Origin of the sequence: Rheinheimera sp. SA_1 (assembly GCF_001669775.1) — a bacterium.
GTDB lineage: Bacteria > Pseudomonadota > Gammaproteobacteria > Enterobacterales > Alteromonadaceae > Pararheinheimera.
The window spans coordinates 166,773-184,661 of the sequence record NZ_LXWK01000018.1 but is presented as its reverse complement, the minus strand read 5'-3'; the positions used below and the strand labels follow the sequence as shown (position 1 = coordinate 184,661).

The 17,889-nt window shown below is 49.7% G+C and carries 18 protein-coding genes; 11 read left to right on the top strand and 7 right to left on the bottom strand.

Annotated elements, in window-relative coordinates; all coding sequences use genetic code 11:
• Positions 1–5: 5 nt before the first annotated feature.
• From A5320_RS21790 to A5320_RS18515, 4 genes are all read right to left on the bottom strand, one after another.
• On the bottom strand, positions 6–140 hold the full coding sequence (locus A5320_RS21790; protein ID WP_082971893.1) for a DUF2256 domain-containing protein: 135 nt from the start codon (positions 138–140) through the stop codon (positions 6–8).
• A gap of 143 nt (positions 141–283) precedes the next feature.
• Entirely contained in the window at positions 284–748 is a 465-nt protein-coding gene (locus A5320_RS18525) for a hypothetical protein (protein WP_068068589.1), read from the bottom strand.
• 136 nt (positions 749–884) lie between these two features.
• Positions 885–2,768 carry a M48 family metallopeptidase gene (locus tag A5320_RS18520; protein ID WP_231916781.1) on the bottom strand — a complete coding sequence of 628 codons (1,884 nt, stop codon included), beginning with the start codon at positions 2,766–2,768 and terminating at the stop codon, positions 885–887.
• An 11-nt stretch (positions 2,769–2,779) separates the two neighbouring features.
• Positions 2,780–3,370, bottom strand: coding sequence for a LemA family protein (locus A5320_RS18515; RefSeq protein ID WP_068068585.1), 591 nt, complete (start codon positions 3,368–3,370; stop codon positions 2,780–2,782).
• A gap of 172 nt (positions 3,371–3,542) precedes the next feature.
• Between A5320_RS18515 and glpE the strand changes: the two genes are divergently transcribed.
• Both glpE and A5320_RS18505 read left to right on the top strand, forming a co-directional pair.
• Positions 3,543–3,866: a thiosulfate sulfurtransferase GlpE gene (gene glpE / locus A5320_RS18510; protein ID WP_068068582.1), complete on the top strand. Its 324-nt coding sequence runs from the start codon at positions 3,543–3,545 to the stop codon at positions 3,864–3,866.
• Positions 3,867–3,872: 6 nt separating this feature from the next.
• Positions 3,873–4,718, top strand: a complete 846-nt coding sequence (locus A5320_RS18505) for a rhomboid family intramembrane serine protease (protein WP_068068579.1) — start codon at positions 3,873–3,875, stop codon at positions 4,716–4,718.
• A 220-nt stretch (positions 4,719–4,938) separates the two neighbouring features.
• Here the strand turns inward: A5320_RS18505 and A5320_RS18500 are convergent, their stop codons facing one another.
• Positions 4,939–5,355 (bottom strand): flagellar basal body-associated FliL family protein, encoded by a 417-nt coding sequence (locus tag A5320_RS18500; RefSeq protein ID WP_068068576.1) that lies wholly within the window; start codon positions 5,353–5,355, stop codon positions 4,939–4,941.
• A gap of 66 nt (positions 5,356–5,421) precedes the next feature.
• A complete protein-coding gene (locus A5320_RS18495) occupies positions 5,422–6,582 on the bottom strand; it encodes an FAD-dependent oxidoreductase (protein ID WP_068068571.1) in 1,161 nt (386 codons plus the stop codon).
• 150 nt (positions 6,583–6,732) lie between these two features.
• On the opposite strand from A5320_RS18495, the gene A5320_RS18490 reads away from it, so the two are divergent.
• The 7 genes from A5320_RS18490 to msrA all read left to right on the top strand — a co-directional run bounded on the left by A5320_RS18490 (position 6,733) and on the right by msrA (position 14,436).
• Positions 6,733–7,290, top strand: coding sequence for a chorismate--pyruvate lyase family protein (locus tag A5320_RS18490; RefSeq protein ID WP_197490182.1), 558 nt, complete (start codon positions 6,733–6,735; stop codon positions 7,288–7,290).
• The gene (ubiA, locus tag A5320_RS18485) at positions 7,287–8,156 is read left to right on the top strand and encodes a 4-hydroxybenzoate octaprenyltransferase (RefSeq protein ID WP_068068568.1); all 870 of its coding nucleotides are present in this window, start codon (positions 7,287–7,289) and stop codon (positions 8,154–8,156) included. The genes A5320_RS18490 and ubiA overlap by 4 nt, the downstream gene beginning before the upstream one ends.
• Positions 8,157–8,285: 129 nt before the next feature.
• A complete protein-coding gene (locus A5320_RS18480) occupies positions 8,286–9,008 on the top strand; it encodes a hypothetical protein (protein ID WP_157606047.1) in 723 nt (240 codons plus the stop codon).
• Positions 9,009–9,130: 122 nt separating this feature from the next.
• On the top strand, positions 9,131–9,556 hold the full coding sequence (locus tag A5320_RS18475) for a DUF3429 domain-containing protein (protein ID WP_082971892.1): 426 nt from the start codon (positions 9,131–9,133) through the stop codon (positions 9,554–9,556).
• 88 nt (positions 9,557–9,644) lie between these two features.
• Positions 9,645–10,238, top strand: coding sequence for a hypothetical protein (locus A5320_RS18470; RefSeq protein WP_068068561.1), 594 nt, complete (start codon positions 9,645–9,647; stop codon positions 10,236–10,238).
• Positions 10,239–10,244: 6 nt separating this feature from the next.
• A complete protein-coding gene (locus tag A5320_RS18465) occupies positions 10,245–12,845 on the top strand; it encodes a CheR family methyltransferase (protein WP_068068558.1) in 2,601 nt (866 codons plus the stop codon).
• 277 nt (positions 12,846–13,122) lie between these two features.
• A complete protein-coding gene (msrA, locus tag A5320_RS18460; RefSeq protein ID WP_157606044.1) occupies positions 13,123–14,436 on the top strand; it encodes a peptide-methionine (S)-S-oxide reductase MsrA in 1,314 nt (437 codons plus the stop codon).
• 110 nt (positions 14,437–14,546) lie between these two features.
• Here the strand turns inward: msrA and A5320_RS18455 are convergent, their stop codons facing one another.
• On the bottom strand, positions 14,547–15,569 hold the full coding sequence (locus A5320_RS18455; RefSeq protein ID WP_068068553.1) for a LamG domain-containing protein: 1,023 nt from the start codon (positions 15,567–15,569) through the stop codon (positions 14,547–14,549).
• A 154-nt stretch (positions 15,570–15,723) separates the two neighbouring features.
• Between A5320_RS18455 and A5320_RS18450 the strand changes: the two genes are divergently transcribed.
• Entirely contained in the window at positions 15,724–16,359 is a 636-nt protein-coding gene (locus A5320_RS18450; RefSeq protein WP_197490180.1) for a DUF642 domain-containing protein, read from the top strand.
• 667 nt (positions 16,360–17,026) lie between these two features.
• Positions 17,027–17,884, top strand: coding sequence for a WYL domain-containing protein (locus A5320_RS18445; protein ID WP_068068550.1), 858 nt, complete (start codon positions 17,027–17,029; stop codon positions 17,882–17,884).
• Positions 17,885–17,889: the final 5 nt, after the last annotated feature.

Here is a 17,889-nt window from a genome sequence, read left to right as displayed (position 1 = left end):
AAGTGTTATCTCTGTGCTCGGCAACGATCTGAGCAATAACGAACCTGCGGCCAATTTAGCTTCCATTTTTTGCGCCAGTTAAAAGGACGGCCACAATGGGCACAGATTTTCGCCGGCAACAGCAGTTTGTGGTGGGTCATCTGAATGAATTCTGAACTGAGCGTAACGCGCTATACGCAGTAGCTAAGGCTTTGGATGCCTGGATTCGGGCTGCTGGCAACCACAGCAAGTGGCTGCGGCGAGTGAGCTCAGAGTTGGAAGAAGCGTTGGATTAAAGGACGTGCTAAGAATCCAGGTAAGGGCGGCCAACCATCATTTGTTGTGCCAGCTGCAATTCAGCGTCGCTGTCGGATAGTTTTAATTCGCCAAATTGCACATCAAACTGGATCAGATCATCGTGCGGTAAGTTTAAGGCAACTAGTTGATCCGGAACCTGACCGACCTGACGGTAAGCATTGATAGCAACCTGCGCGGCTTGTTCCATCAACATAAAGAAATAACCCAGTGGGAAGGTTTGAAAGACTTCATGGTCAAGTTGCGCCCAGCCCAATAAATCGCCGCTGATGGTGCCATCAGCATGATCAGTAAATAACAAAGAAACAGCTGGGAAAGGTGGATTTTCGCCAGACTGATAGTCTGCGACATCCTGTTCATTAAACAAAAGTACATAACCGAACGCCGGACAGCCTTCTGCATCCATATCGTCAAAGGCAGCGTCGTACACTAAAAACAGGCGTTGGTCTGACATTGGGCTTGGTCCACATCCTAAAGGGCGCATATTCTACCTAAGCCAGAGGCAGAGCTAAAGCACAAATTACCGAACACCGCCTAATAATCAACCATGGCAGGTTTCAGTGACCGGGCTTTGGTGCTTCGGTGGCGAATTAACGGAGCAAGTCTGGTTTTGGCACTTCCAGCAATAAAGCCAGGGCATCAGCCAATAACCCCTCGTCCTGACTGACTTTTTCATCGGCCAAGATGGCGGCCTGCACCATCTGCCACAACTGTTTTTTCAGCATGGGTGCCGTCTGAATGAGTTGAGGCAACAGCATTTTTAAATGCACCAGATCGGCGGCAGGTTCCATTGTATTTGCCGGTAACCCAAGTGCCGACAGACCCGCTTGCCAGGCTTGTTGTTGAGCATCAGGTTCAGCAACAAGTCGGGTACAGACACTTAGCAGCGCTAAAGCGGCAGCTTCGACCTGAGACAAACGACTGGCCCGGTCGCCACGATAAATCTGATCCGTGTCAAATTGTGTGCTGACACAATGCTCCAGCCAGCACATCAGGCTCCACTCCAGTAAATCCTGCTGACCATCGCAGTTCACCAGCGCTTCCACCAGCTGTTGCAAGTACAAAAACTGTTGGGCGGTTTGCTGTTTTAACGCTGGGATCACCAACTGCAACAACTGTAGCTTTTGCCGAGGGGTTAACTGCGACACCTGATCATACAAACGGTCAACATCAGCCAGTAGCGTCGCACTGCCGAGTTCTTTCACAAAATGCATTTGACGGGCCAGATGCTCCGGCTGGATTAGACAAGCACACACCAGCGCTGGCGCCGTAGGTGCGTGGCGGCTGCTGTGAAGCAATAATGCCGGGATCGCTGCCAGCATCTGCTGTACCGGGTTGTTGCCGCTGGCCGTAGCTGCATCGGTGTTGCTGGTGTCGCCGTTTTTGTTAGAGTTGTCAGTGAAGTTGGCAGCTTCCGGCTCGGCTGCCTGCGGGAATTGACCCAGCCAGGCTGGGTCAATCCGTTTAATGCGTTCTGCCAGTGGCGGATGGGTGGCAAACAGGCTGGTCCAGCGCGAGATGGCTTCGCCAAAAAACAGATGGCTCATTTCGTCTGCATTAGGGTGTTTGACTCTGCTGCCGCGACTGCCCACAGCGCCGATGGCTTTGAGCGCGCCAGCGATACCCTGTGGATTGCGGGTGAATTGCACCGCGCTGGCATCGGCCAGAAACTCACGTTGCCGGCTGACGGCGGCTTTGATTAAATTTCCAAAAAAAGAACCGAGATAACCGAGCACCATTAAACCCAGCGCCAGCGCAAAAATGCCACCGCCGTTACTGTTTTTCGAGCGGGAACTGCCAATACTGATCGCCGCAGCCGTGCGACCGCCGCTACGCAGCAAATAATATCCAGCATGACCAATAAACAAAATGCCTTGCAGCAGGGCTATCAGCCGGATGTTCATCCGCATATCGCCGTTTAGAATATGGCTGAATTCATGCGCAATTACCCCTTGCAGCTGATCGCGGTTCAGTTGCTGCAAACAGCCTTCGGTGATGCCAATAACGGCATCGGCCGGGGCATAACCCGCAGCAAAGGCATTGATCCCCGCTTCAGGCATTAAATAGACCGGGGGTACCGGCACACCCGCGGCAATGGCCATTTCCTCAACCACGTTTAATAACATCCGTTGTTTAGGGTCAGCGATCTGATGATCAAGTCGGGTGCCGCCGAGCGCTTTGGCGACGACCTGGCCGCCCTGACGCAGCTCGGCACGTTTAAGCGCAACCACAATGCCAATCAGCAGCAAGATGCCCAGGCTGGTCGAGCCCATGATTGGCCAGGGCAAAGCCGACCACCAATTGGGTGCTGAGGGTGAAAACAGCAACTGGCTTTGCTCAGTGCTGAGAAACCCTAAGGTAATTAACAGCAGCAAATTTGTGAGCACTAGCAGACAAAAAACCGCCAGTCCGAATAACAGGACCAGCAGCTTGGTGTTGCGACGCGCTTCGTCTTGCGCTTTAAAAAAATCCACCGCCACGGCGATTAAAAGCTCACTTTAGGCGCAGCCTGAATAGCGGCGCTGTCGGCGAATTCCAGCAATTTTGCATCTTGGGTATGACCGAAAAAACCAGCAAAAAATACCGGCGGGAAACTTTGGCGATAGCTGTTGTATTCGGTGACTGCGTCGTTAAACGCCTGACGGGCAAAAGAAACTTTGTTTTCGGTGCTGGTCAGCTCTTCTGATAACTGCAGCATATTCTCGTTGGCTTTTAAATCCGGATAGGCTTCCATCACCATACTGAAACGGCTCATCGCGCCTTGCAACGCTGATTCTGCGCCGGCCAACTGCCCAATGGCACCGGCATCGCCCGGATTGCTGGACGCCACTTTTAATTCCGCGGCAGCCGCATTACGCGCCTGGATCACCGCTTCTAAGGTATCGCGCTCGTGCGCCATATAACCCTTGGCCGTTTCAACCAGATTCGGGATCAGGTCGTACCGGCGTTTCAGTTGCACTTCAATTTGAGCAAAAGCATTTTGAAAACGGTTTTTGAGTTTGACTAACTGATTGAAAATACTGATAACGTACAGCAGTAATAGGCCGATGACGACTAAAGTAATCAGGCTGCTCATGGTGTCTCCTACAAGTTGATGCAAAAACAAGCGATAAATAATTTAGCATTGTTAACATTAAATTAATAGCAAGTAAAGCGCTGGTCGTTGGTCGGTTTTAAAAAACAGACAGCTGCAATTTTGCTGGTGCTGCGGTACCATGCGGCAGACAGCACTAAGGATTTCTCATCAAATGAAAGAGTTTAAACATATATCAGTCAGCGATACTTTTACCAGACTGCAGCAAGGCGAAATTGTGATTGTTGATATTCGTGATGAACAAAATTTCAGCGATGCGCATATCGACGGTGCTTTTCATCTGACCAACGGTACTTTGCTGCAATTTACCCAGCAACACGATTTTGAGCAGCCGGTAGTGGTGGTGTGTTACCACGGCAATTCCAGCCAGGGTGCTGCGCAATATTTGGTGCAGCAGGGTTTTGAAGATGTGTATAGCATGGACGGCGGTTTTGAAGGCTGGCGGCACAAATTCCCACATGTCAGCAGCGCGGAATAACCGGTGATGCTGAAGTTGGCTGAATTGAATTCAGCCGGTGCAGCCCAGACTTTCGCGGCTTATTGTCTGAGTTGTCAGTGGCCGGTGAGTGTGGTGGTGCTGGCGGCAGACCGGGCTGAGTTGTACGCCGAAGAGGCCGTAGCGGCACTGGTGCAACTGGAGTTGTCGGCGTTTATTGAACAACCGAATGACCCGAAATACAGCAGCGCCGCATGGGCACACAATCAACCAGCTGCAAGCACGGCCAGTCTCGGCTTAGCGCCTGTATGGCAGCGAATGCGCAGTATGGCTGGCGTCTGGACACAAACGGTGGCGCTGCTTTGTGTGCTGGTGTTTGTCGCGCAGCAAATCTGGCCGGGTGTTGTTTACAACCAACTGAAGTTTTTTAATCCCTGGCAATTTCAAGACGACTGGCTGAGCTGGCGCTGGCTAACCCCGGCACTGCTGCATTTTGGTGTTGCCCATCTGATGTTTAATTTACTGGCCTGGTGGTTGTTTGCCGGCCGGATTGAAATTCATTTGGGAACCCGGGTGTTGTTGGTGCTGTCATTGGCGGCTGCAGTTATTAGCAATACTGCACAATTTCTGCTGCACAACGATCAGTTTGGCGGATTGTCCGGTGTCGCTTATGCGGTGATGGGTTTTGCCTGGTGTTATGGCTGGCGTTTTCAGAGCCCACACTTGCGGTTAAATCATGCTGATATTGGCGTGGCGTTATTGTTTCTGGTGTTAGGTTTTGCAGATTTGTTGTGGGTGAACACGGCGAACTGGGCGCATTTAGCGGGTTTGCTGACCGGTATTGGCCTGGCGTTGTTACAGAAGCGTCCTGCTGCGTCCGCGCAGTCGGTTTAATTGTTGTGGCGGTGGATGATTGAATATATGCGGAAATAAATAAACCACGTTACTTTATGCTTCGATGCTTCGATGCTTCGATGCTTCGATGCTTCGATGAGTCGGATGGCGCTGCGCTTATCCGCCCTACAAAAACTTGTGTAACCTATTGTTTTATTGATTAAAAATGCCGCAGGGTGGATAAGCGAAGCGTCATCCACCACTTAGGTAACAGCTACTGCTATTGATACAAATATTTGGTGAATAACACATCCTGCACTGCGGCAGCACCAATTTCTTTCGTCAGTAATTCATTCAGATTATTCAGAATTTTCAACCGGATTTCTTCACGGCCGGTCAGTGATTTCACTGCGTCTTCTTGTTCTTTGCCAAAGACCCCAACAATCGCATTCAGGATCATCGGCTCGTGGTGTTCAATCATCGGCAGGAACTTTTCGTCTTTAATCATCAGCTCCATAGTGACCCGCACATAGCCCAGGTTTTTCTGCCCGGCAGTAACGTAGTTCGTCACGATATCCGGGTCAAAACCGTAATAAACCACTTTTGCTTTAGCGGGTGCGGCCGCCGGAGTTTCCTGTGCCATGGCCGCAGAGCACACAACACTGCTGATCAGGATCAGCGCATATAAGTTTTTCATCTAAACCACACTGATTTTAAGTCGATTGATTATGTTAACAAGTGTACCTGAGTCACTCGGCGCTGGCTATCCTACAGCAGACAGTAAATTAGCCATTTGTTTGATTAAACGCATCCTTTGCCCAACCATTTTTCCTGTTAACGCAAAAGCTTGTAATTGTTGCTGGGTGTCGAACCACAAAGCTTGTAAGTCGTTGCCCTCACCACTGATCTGCCAATCGCTTTGATCCGGCTGCCTATTCTGACAACTTACGACCGGTAACGCCGGACTTTTCACCAGCACCGGCATCGCTGGCAACAGCAACGGTGTTGGTTGACCAACCAAAGTTGCCGCCAATGCCTTGGCCGACAAATTAATCGGTGTGATATACATCAGCACATGGCTGCAAATTTCGGCGCAGTCACCAATGGCATAAATATTGGCATTGCTACTGCGTAAATATTGGTCAACCTGAATGCCTTTGCCACAGGTCAACTCAGCTTTTTTTGCCAGATCAATATTTGGTCGTAAACCGATTGCTGACAAAATCAGTTGTGTGCTCAATGTACGGCCATCGCTGAGGGTTAGTTCACAAGAGGCGCCGTTGGTTTTTGCTGCCGCAATCGGGCTACCCCAATAAAACGTTACCCCCAATTGCATCAGCGCCTGCGCCAGCTTATCGCCAAGTGCAGCGGGCATCAGTTGTGCCAGCGGTTGCTGTTCCAGTGCAATCACCGACACCTGATAACCTGCGCTCGCCAAATCGTTTGCATATTCAATGCCGACCAGTCCGGCGCCTAAAATACAAACCTGTTGTTTCCCGGCGCAGCGCGCTAAAAATTGCCGATAGTCGGCTAAATCATTGATTGGTTGGCTGATCTCTAAGGCCGCAGCGGGCAGAGGCGGCGTTAAAGCGCTGGCACCGGTCGCCAGCACCAGCTGCTGATAGCCGATGTCGCCGTGGCTACTGTGCAGCAATTGTTGGGTGGCAGCAATTTCGTGCACTTCGCAGTTACTTTGAATTTCGATCTGATATTCGACGGCCATCTCAGCGGCAGTTTTTTGCACCAAAGCCTCGGCCGTTTTGCCTTTACTAAAGCCATTGGAGAGCAGCGGTTTGGAATAATAGTCGCCGCTATCGGCACAGAGCAGCAAAATGTGCAGCTCGGTGTTGAGTTTACGGATTTCCTTCACCAGTTGATAACCGGCATGGCCTGCACCAATAATTACAATATCTGCCTGTTGCATGCGGTACTCCGAGCTTTGTGCTTGTGCTGATTTTTGAGGTTAATGAAGCGCTGGGGATTTGTCACGGCCTGAAACGGCAGATCTGCTGAAAAATGCTGATGGAGTTGTTATGATGCCGCCAGTTTTCGCGCTAACCATTAGATGTTTTTTATGAAGTGTGATGAAATTTTTTCCTATGCTGGCTGGCAGTTGCCACCAGTGCAATTGCCAGAGACACAGATGCCGGAACAGGCGTCTGCGCTGGAGTTGCCTGTGGCTTTAGCACCCTGGTTGTTATGTCCGGGTTCACTGACGCAAAAGCTAAAAGCCTTTCAACCGGGATTTCGGTTGCAGCTTTTAAGTGAGCAGACAATTGCATTACCGAAAGCTTTGGCTAAACGCTGGCAGACAACCATCGGCATGCAGCGGCAGGTGATTTTGTATTTAGGCGAACAGCCTTGTGTATTTGGTCAGAGTTTCCTGCCGGATCACACCTTACAGGCTTTAACACCACTGGCCGATCTCGGCGAACAGCCACTGGGCCATTATATTTTCCAGCAAGCAGATTTGGTGCGTGGTGAGATTGAAGTGGCCTGTTTTGCCGCAGGTTTGCAGTTACCAGCGCTTGGCGAGCAGCCGGAAGTCTGGGGACGCCGGTCGTTTTTTGCTTTGCAGCAACATGAATTATTGGTGCAGGAAGTGTTTTTAGCAGGATTATTTAAGCAATGAACTGGCAACTTCAGACTTCAAAATGGCGTGATTACCGGCAGCTGATGCGGCTGGATAAACCCATTGGCACCTATTTGTTGTTATGGCCAACGTATTGGGCATTGTGGCTGGCGAGTGACGGTTTACCCGCCCTCGACATGTTGCTGATTTTCACGCTGGGCGTGGTGCTGATGCGCGCCGCCGGTTGTGTGATTAACGATTATGCCGATCGTAATTTTGACGGTGCTGTCGAGCGCACCAAACAACGGCCACTGGCCACTGGCGCTGTCAGCGGCACTGAAGCCTTGCAGTTATTTGCGCTATTGCTGACGCTGTCGGCGCTGTTATTACTGTTTCTGAACTGGCAATCGGCGGTATTGGCGTTGGTCGCAGTGCTGCTGGCGGCCAGTTACCCCTTTATGAAACGTTACACCCATCTGCCACAAGTGGTGCTTGGCGCGGCTTTTAGCTGGGGTATGGTGATGAGTTTTATGGCGATCCAGGGCCAGTTGCCGTTGTTAGTGTGGCTGATTTATGGCGCTAATTTGCTCTGGACCGTCGCTTACGACACCTTTTACGCCATGGTCGACAAAGACGATGATGAAAAAATTGGTGTCAAATCCACCGCCCGGCTGTTCGGGCGTTATGCGCTGTTTATTATCGCTATTTTGCAGTTAGGCATGCTGGCTTTATTAGAATGGGCGGGCGCCTTGGCCGGGCTGAGTCAGGCGTTTTATCTGTCGTTAGTGGTAGCGCTGGTGCTGTTTATTTACCAGCATCGCCTTGCCAGACAAGGTCGCGATGGCTGCTTTAAAGCTTTTTTAAATAATCATTATGTCGGGCTGGTGATTTTTATTGGCGTGGTGTTGGGGCAAGCGGGCTGGTAACTGGCCATTTGTCATTAAAAGGAATTGAAGTCGTCGACTATGGAACCAAATTACCCGAATTACACCGCTGACGAATTGCTACGCGCGTTGTCCTCAATTAACAGGGACAAGTTTCCGCAGCGGGTGGTATTGCTGCAGCAAGAGCTTACTAAACGCGGCATTACTTACGAAGAACAACAGCTTCCGTCCGGCGAGCGGCAGATGGTGAATGTGAGCTATCAGCACGATAGTGTAGACAAGCCTGTCAACGACGAGGACGAGCCGATCGAAAAGAGCCAGGGCAATAGTGTTTCGGGTTTGGCTGTAATTGTCGGTGTAGCTTATTTGATAGTGCTTGATCGGAACAGTTTCAGTATGAGTCAGCAGATGTTTGATGCCTCTTTTCCAGTCATCTTCCTGTTAACCATTCCATTGTTTTACGTCTGCTGGCGCCAATGGAAAAAAGCACAACTCCACCAAAGTTCGTGGTTTTGGGGTGAGATCAAAACATCAGATAAATTTACGACCAATGCTATTTTTTTGTCGCTGGCCGGTGCGGTGATGCTGTTGCAGCTTGGAGTGTTAGCCTTTCATCACAGTACCAGCAAGCCTGCAGTACAGATGGCCGAAGTTGTTGACGTGTATAATCAACCAGCTAAGCGCAAGCTCATGTTCACCCGTTCGAGTGGTTTATGTGGCTATCGCCTGGAAGCGAAGCTTCGTGGTTACGGACGTTATCAGTGGTGCGATCAGCCGTCTTCGTTACTCGCCAAAATTGAAGTGGGCGATCCCATCGAGCTACAAGGTAAAGTGTCAGCGGCAGGTTTTTATGTAGATAAGTTTCAACTCAAACCTTCCCATTCGGTGAATTGAGCGGTGACTTGAGGGTATCACGAGACAAAAAGCCAAGCCCGGCAATCTAAATCAAGCAGGCTCGCGTAATATGAAGCGACTATTGCCAACACGCAGCTCATCTGCTGCAAAAGAGTAACTTGATGCCTGCTATCAGTTTTTTACAATTCTTAGGTTACCTCGGGCTGTTGCCCTTTGTCTTATTAACCTTACTGACGTTTTTCCCAATCTGGCCAGAACTGGACGCTTTAACCATGTTTCAGCGGTACAGCGCTATTATTCTGGGATTTATGGCGGGTGTGTTGTGGCCGGTGTGGGCGCAGCAGGCGTCGGTGCGGCCGTTGGCGGTATTTGCAGTTAGTTTGCCAGTGCTGAGTTTTCTGGCTGGGTTGTTGCCGGCGTCTTATACCTTAGCCATTGAATTACTGTTGTTTATTGTGTTGCGACTCGGCGAGCGCTGGTTTGCACTGGACGAGCAATATCATCCGTCTTACCTGCAATTACGCCGCCGCCTGACCTGGGTGGTGGTGGCTTGTCATCTGTTGATGTGGTGGCGGTTGCAGCTTTAAAACTTGACCAGAGCGGCTTTGATTGCATCACTGGCTGAACAAGCCTACTCTGGGTACACTTTTGCAACACTCTTTGAAGGAGCTCAGCGTGGCACACCCATTTCTGCAGCTTGATAAATCCAATCTGTTACGTCTGGAAGCGGAAGTACAGCTGGAAAATGGTGCGGCAAACCCCAGTTTTAACTGGCCGGTCAGTATGGATACCTTGCATAGTTTGCTTGGCCAGACCTTGTCGGGAGAGGGCGCTGAAGTCAGTTTAAAAGTGTTGCATGAGTTACAGGTTTTTCAGGTCGAACTGGATTTAATGCACAATCAAATGGCCAGTAATGAACAATTGTTAGCCGAAGACCTGCAGTTATATGGCGCGGTGTTTGAACAATTGCCGCAACCTTGTTTTATTCTGAACGCGACCGGCCTGGTGCATTCGTCAAATCATGCTGCTGCCGATTTTGCCGGGCGGGAGTGGTGCGGGCGCGACCATTTAACCGGCGTGTCTCTGCTCAGTTTATTGGTCAAAGAAAGTCAGTTATTGCTCCATGCGGCTTTATTAAGATTGCAGGCTGGCAGTCGGCGCGAGCCACAGTGGTTGCAGTTTCAAGGCCAACCGGAGCCACAGGCCTGGTTGGTAACCCAGTTACCTGGCAAACATTTTATTCTGATGAAGACGGAAGTGAAAAATTAGTACCTTATGTTAACCGCACAAACCGTGGTCGGCATTGGCGCATCGGCCGGTGGCCTGAATGCGTTGCAGCTGCTGCTGGCAGCATTGCCGACGAAAACCGGGCTGGCGTTTGTGGTGGTGCAGCATCTGGCGCCGGATCAGCCGTCGATTTTGCCGGAACTGTTACAGCGTTCCACCATTTTGCCGGTATTGCCGGCAGCGCAAGGGCTAAAGCTGTTAGCCGACCATATATATGTCAATGTGCCAAATCACTCGCTAACGATTGTCGATGGGTGTTGTCTGTTATCACCGCCTTCGCAGCCGCATACCAAGTGGCAGCCGATTGATCAGTTATTCTGCTCGCTAGCTCTGGGCTATCAGCAGCAGTCGGTTGGTGTGGTGTTGTCGGGCATGGGCGCAGACGGTTCTGCTGGTCTCGCGGCCATTCAAGCCGCTGGTGGTTTCACTTTGGCGCAGCAACCAGCTACAGCTTTATTTGCAGCAATGCCAGAGCATGCGATTGCCGCTGGTGTCGTTGATAAAATTGCTGCAGCAGATCAGCTTGCGACTGCGCTACAGCAACACTCTTCACTGAAGAACTCACCACAGCTCTCTGGTCAAACGCAACGGCTAAGAATGTCGGCGGAACCTATCGTTGCAACACCTGATAACGCTTTGTTGCAGCCCATTTTGCAAATTCTGCAACAACAGACCAAACACGATTTTTCGCAGTATAAACCCAGCACTTTGCAGCGGCGGATTGAACGGCGGATGATGATCCATCATCAGACTGAACTTGCTGATTACATTCAGCTATTGCAGAAAAATCCGCAGGAAGCAGAGCTGTTGTTTAAAGAATTATTAATTGGCGTGACCGGTTTTTTTCGGGATGCCGCGGTCTGGCAGCAACTCTCCGACAAAGTCCTGCCCGAGCTATTACAAAGCCGACAGCAGCAAAAGCAGTTGCGGGCCTGGGTGGTAGGTTGTTCCACTGGCGAAGAAGCGTATACGCTGGCGATGTGTTTGATTGAAGCCACCGAAGCTGCGGCCTTAGGGTCAGGTTCACCCGATGCCGCCTCCCCAGTCAGCTGGCAAATTTTTGCATCGGACTTAAGTGCTGATGCCATTGCGACGGCCAGGCGCGGGATTTATCCGCTAAGCATTGCTGACACCGTTAGTGAAGCGCGGCTGGCCCGGTTTTTTAAACGCCAGCAACAGGGTTATCAGATTAAAACGGAAATCCGCGACATGGTGTTGTTCGCGCAGCATAATGTGTTGCAGGCGCCGCCTTTTACCCGGCTGGATTTAATTAGTTGTCGTAACTTATTGATTTATTTTGATGCGGCGCTACAACGTAAATTGTTGCCGTTATTTCATTATGCCTTACGCCCGGCCGGCGTGTTGCTCTTGGGCAGCTCGGAAACGGTTGGTCGCGACAGCCATTTGTTTACGCCGATTGATGGCAGGCTGCGGCTGTTTGTACGGCAGGATTTACATCAGGATCGGCAGCAGGATAGACGCCAGCAGCAAAGCCGTAATTCAGCACAGCTGATACAATCTTTCCCACCCCTTTCGACTTTAATCAAGGACGCTATTGTGACTCCTGTCAGCCCGGCCAACGCTAACCCGGACAGCTTGCAACATGCAGCTGATCAACTGTTATTACAGGTGTATGCGCCTGCGGCTGTAGTCGTAAATCCGGACGGCGATATTATTTACATCAGCGGCCGCACCGGCAAATATCTGGAACCGGCCGCAGGTAAAGCCAACTGGAATATTCATGCGATGGCGCGCGATGGTTTACGCGGGCCACTGAGTACTGTTTTGAAAAAAGCCGCTGCCCAAACCACCGCCTTGCAGTTTCCAGGTTTGGAAATTCAGCAAGACGGCGCCGTGCAGCGGGTGGATGTGACAGTGCAGGCCCTGGCGCAACCGGCGGCGCTGCAAGGCTTAGTGCTGATTGTGTTTCGGGATGTCGCAGTGCAGCGTCAAGGAAACCGGCGGGGTAGCAAAGCCGGTAGCGAAAAGGCCGATGCGCAGGAACTGGCGAAATGTCTGGACGAAATGCAGTCATTGCGGGAGGAAGCCAGGCTTGGCCGCGAAGAGCTGCAATCGGCCAATGAAGAATTACAGTCGACCAATGAAGAGCTGCAATCGACCAACGAAGAGTTGACCACTTCCAAAGAAGAAATGCAGTCGATGAATGAAGAGCTGCAAACCATCAACGGCGAAATGCAATCAAAACTCGATGATTTAGCGCTGGCGCAAAGTGATTTAAAAAACCTGCTGAACAGCATCGAAATAGCGATTTTGTTCTTAGATCAAGACCTTAATGTCCGTCGTTACACCAATCGCGCCGCCAGAATTATTAACTTGCGTGACAGCGATGTCGGTCGGCCACTTAGCGATTTAACCAGCAGTCTGCAGTATCCGCAGCTGCATCAGGACGCACTGCAAACCTTACAAACGCTGGTGTTTTCAGAGAAACAAATTGAAACCAGCGACAAACGCCGCTTCACGGTGCGGATCATGCCGTATCGCCGGCTGGATAACGTGATTGATGGCGTGGTGATCACCTTTTTGGAACTAAACGCCGGCACGCCGTTGTTAGCGCAGATTGTTGATTAATCACCATGGGTTGACCAAAGGTTAGCGTTGGATTGACGGTGGAGGATTGATTGTTGTTGGCAAAGGGTTGCTGACTGTCGTCGTTGCTGTACAAGGCTAAATCGTCGGGATGGCCGTATACCCAGATACTCAATTCAACAAAGTATGAAAGTTATCCGGTATGAATACTGTCTTATCGCCTGTAGGTACTCTGTTGCCTGCGGGGTTAGTGCCACGCTAGTTTGCAGACTGGCGCAGAACGATGAGCGGGGGAACGACCCGGATGAGGAGTAAGTGGATGAAAATTCTTAGTTATCTGGCGATTTTAGTAGGGCTGTTGTTCTTAAGCACCTTACTGAACACCATGCTGTTTCGCCAACCGGTTGCTGCAGTGCCAGTAACGGTCGATTTATCTAAACCGATGCCTGCCAGCAAACAGCTGGAATCCATAGTACTGGGTGCCGGATGTTTCTGGGGCGTGGAAAAACGCTATCAGGCGCTGCCTGGGGTGGTGGATGCGGTGTCCGGTTATGCCGACGGCCGTAGTTTATCGCCGACTTATTCCGAAATTACCAAGCGCAAACATCAACATAATCCGGATAATTTCGCTGAAGTAGTACAGGTGACGTTTAATCCGGCGCAAATCAGTTTGCAGCAAATTCTGCAGTTTTATTTTGAACAGCATGACCCAACGCAGCTAAACCGGCAGGGTAATGATATTGGCACCCAATATCGCTCCACCATTTTATTCAGTAACCTCAAGCAACAGCAGGTGGCTGAGCAAGTCAAAGCTGCCTATCAGCAGCGACTCACCGCTGAAGGCTACAACCAAATCACCACTAAAATCAAAACGCTGGATACCTTCCACCCTGCCGAAGACTACCATCAGGATTATCTGGCGAAAAACCCGAACGGTTATTGCCCGGATCATGCCACCGGTGTGAAGTTTGACGCAGCTATGCAGGCAGTAAAAGTGGTCACCGACAACAGCAAGTTATTGCTGGGTAAGCAGATAGTGGTGATTGATGCACAAGGCTATTGCCCTTATTGCGAGCAGTTTAAAAAAGAAGTGGCGAACGATTATCAGGGCACTATTCCGATGACTTTTCGCACTGCAGCGCAGCTGGATGGTTTAACCATCAAAACCCCAACCTGGGCCACGCCAACTATTTTGTTTTTAGAACAAGGCGAAGAAGTGTTTGGTCGCCAGGGCACCATGACCGCCGCTGAATTCTACAAAACGCTGGGCCACTTTAAACTGGGCGAATCGGAAGCCTTTAACGTGGCGTTTGACGAAGGCACCGACGGCCGGTTTTGCAAAGAATACGAGATTTTCAAAAACACCCCGGACGGCGTGTTTATCGACAAACTGAGCGGCGCCGCGCTGTTCGACACCCGCGACCGCTTTGATTCCGGCACTGGCTGGTTATCCTTCACCAAACCGGTCGCAGGCTCTGTGATCGAAAGACCCGACAACCGTTATGGCATGCAAAGGGTGGAAATTCGCGCCAAAAGTTCCGGCATCCATTTAGGCCACGTGTTCCCGGACGGGCCCAACGGTCAGCCCAGATACTGCATCAACGCCACAGTGCTGGAGTTTGTCGCCCGCTAGTTGTTAATTGTGTGATGACCAATGCAATGATATTGAAATGTAGAGAAAAGCGCCTATAAACGGCGCTTTTATAATTATTGTAATATCAATTTTAATCTATCAAGTAGATGTTAGCTTCCACCAAGTGGTCTGAAGTTTATGTTTAATATACATCCACTTTTTTTAACATGATGCAATGCTCTCCAGTAATCGCCTTTCCCTACTGGTATCGTTGACGTATTATATTCTCTCATCCGGCCGATGGTTGTTTCTTCAGCCTCTGAAGGTCTGCGAACATAGAAAATATAGTCGTTATCATTACAATAATTTCCACTGGTAAAGAACACGATAAAACCATCAGAAGGAGCTTGGTATACGACATCTTTTGTATACAAAGAACCATCTGGAGCTTGTTTTGTATATGCACCAAGTCGCGATGGTGTAATTACGTTGCGGCCTTCCTGGTACTGGTCATGAATTTCTTGGGCACTTAATGATGTGTTATATGTTCGAATGTCATCAATGTCACCATTAAACGAATTAACTATGACCTCTGTTGGCCCATTCTGAATTATGGTGCCACCGATATGGAGTTCAGAGTCATTGTTCGATAGATTTACTCCGGCAGATGGTATTGAACTATCTAAGAGGCCATTTACATATACTTCAAAGCTATCTCCAGTGTATTTTAATACAATGTTATACCAACTATTGTAGCTATAGCTTGAACCACAATTACTGCAGCCGACTGAATTTCCACTATTTGTAAAAGATGTAGAAATCGACCACGACTCTGCTCTATTTGTAGTTCGAAGTTGATAACCTGAATTAACCTCTGGAATATCAGCGCCTTTTTTATTGAAAATGATTCGACTGCTTTCTTGCTGCTTTGGTCGGATCCACAGGCTAATGGTCGAGGGCTGAACTCCAAAATTAATGTTGTCGTTTTGAACAACTAAAATTGAGTTTCCTCCATTAAACTGAATCGAATCAGAATACATGCCTGGTACGAAGCTCGTATTCTGAACTTGCACACTGTAATTGGTCGCAAAACTAGAGAATGTACTTTGATCTAATGTCCAATGATTAACAGGCTCAGCACAAATGGCTTTCAAAGACATTAGTGATATTATTGCATGTGCAAAGTATTTCATAACTTTCCTTAATATATTTTACAATAATCTGTATGTTTGCATATTCAACTTTGGTATTCAAATTTAATTGATGCCAAGTACTGTTCAGACCAGATTCTGATCAGTAGAATGCGTGGCAATGGCGTTGTTGCCGATTTTTTGAACAGGGTGAAGTATGCAGTTTTCTGGTTTCAAAATGTGGGTTGCAGCAGCAACTGTAATGGCAGCGACCTTAGTTACACCAAGCGCTCAGGCATCACTCATTGTCAACGGCGGTTTTGAAGCAAACCCACTGAGCAACAATCAGTGGAACTACTTCAACGCAGAGCAAGTGCTGGGCTGGGAAGGCAGCAACGTTGAAATCTGGCATCACCTGAATGGCGTGATGGCACCAGAAGGCAAACACCACGCCGAACTGAATGCCGATGGCAAAAACAACGGCGCCTGGTCAATTTTCCAAACCTTCGCCACCACCAAAGGCCAGTTATACGACTTCTCGTTTTATTACCGCGCCCGCGCCAATACCAAAGAAGCCTTTGAGTTCAGCATTGGCAACGTCGAAGCCCTGGTACAACAACACAGCACCAGCGCCTGGAACAAATTCAGCGGCAGCTTCGTCGCCGACAGCATCAGCAGCACCATCCGTTTCACCTCATTAAATACCGGCACTGTCGGCAATTTTATTGATGACGTGGTAGTGACTCAGGCTTTAACGCCATTACAAGCCGAAGTACCAGCCGCACCAACGCTGGCGGTATTGGGTTTAGGTTTATTGGCGCTGCTGTTTAGCCGCCGTCAGACCAAATGCTGATTTGGTACTTTGATTTAGTAATCTGATTTCACACACTGATTTAAGAAAACGAGGCCCGGTTCAGAGTTAACGATGTTGGTTAACTTTGGACTGGGCTTTGTTTTTTTGGTTTTTATCTTTATTAATATCGGGGTCAGAACAAAATTAAGCTGAATTTCTGCTTCGCTCTTTGCAGTCATTCTCATACTTTTGGCTCCCGGTGTTCAGGGCATGTCGATAGAAGTGCGCATCAGCGACGATGAGGTGCAGCAATACAGCTTATGTCCATGACGTTTTTGGTTGGGTCGCCGTCGACCAGCAGTAAATAGTATCTTTACCTCCTTCAATGCTGCCTTTGCTGGTTGGCAAAACTCAAGATCTGCCCCTCGGTGATTCTTGACCGAGATCTTACAATTTCGCTGATCTCACAAGTTGGCGCGAATTTACCTTCTGAAAACACCTAATTTGTTAGTTCGAACAAATTATCAGTGTTCTCACTGAAACTGCGTAATATCTTGTTTGAGCTGATAAATTAACGGTAAGCTGGAGCTAACATTATCGGGGTCAGAACAAAATTAAGCTGAATTCCTGCTCTGCTTTACAAATTATTTTGCGACCAAATTATTTCCATGTATGGTGAATTGTTAACCACGGCAAAGACCGCTGAATAGGCTGCATAGGAAGTGCAATGAAATCAAAACTCGAACTGACTCAAAGGTATTGGCTGATTGAATTATTAGCCTGGTGGGAAGGTCGGGTTTGTACCAGTCATTTAATCAAACATATGGCGCTTGGCCGTGGTCAGGCGCAAGCCGATTTAGCCAGTTACCAAAAATTGTATCCCAGACAATTGCAGCTGGATGCCAGTATCAAAGGCTTCCGGCCCACCGCAGATTTTTGCTGCCAGCTGATTTCCGGCGACGTGGTGGAATACCTGAACTGGCTGAGCTTGTCGCAGCAAACTTACCTTGAAATTTCCAGCGACCGCGAAAGCACCCAATGGCCATTTTTCGCCTTAACGCTACCAGCGCGCCCGATTGAACCGAGCCTGATCCGGATTCTGGTGCAGGCCATGCGCAAACAGCTGCGGGTCGATTTAGCCTATTTGTCGCTGTCAAACCCCACCGCCGAAGGCCGGATTATTGCCCCTCATCATTTTGTCCGCACCGGCCTGCGCTGGCACGTGCGCGGTTACGACGAAAAACACCGGCAATACCGCGATTTTGTGCTGAGCCGTTTTCGCGGCGACGCCGAACTGCTGGATAAATCCGAATTCGGCGCCGCCCAAGACCCAGGCTGGCAAACACAGCTGGAAATTCAACTCACCCCCGATCCACGCCTCTCCACCGCCCAACAACAAGTCATCGCTGAAGACTACCGCCTAACCGACGGCATGTTACGCCTACCCACCCGCGCCTGCCTCGCACAATACCTGCTACAAGAAATGCAGGTCAGCCTCAAACCCGAACAACACTCCCCGGAATCACAACAACTGGTGCTGCACAACCAAGCCGAATTGGCGCCATGGCTATTCAGCCAACGCTGAGAAAA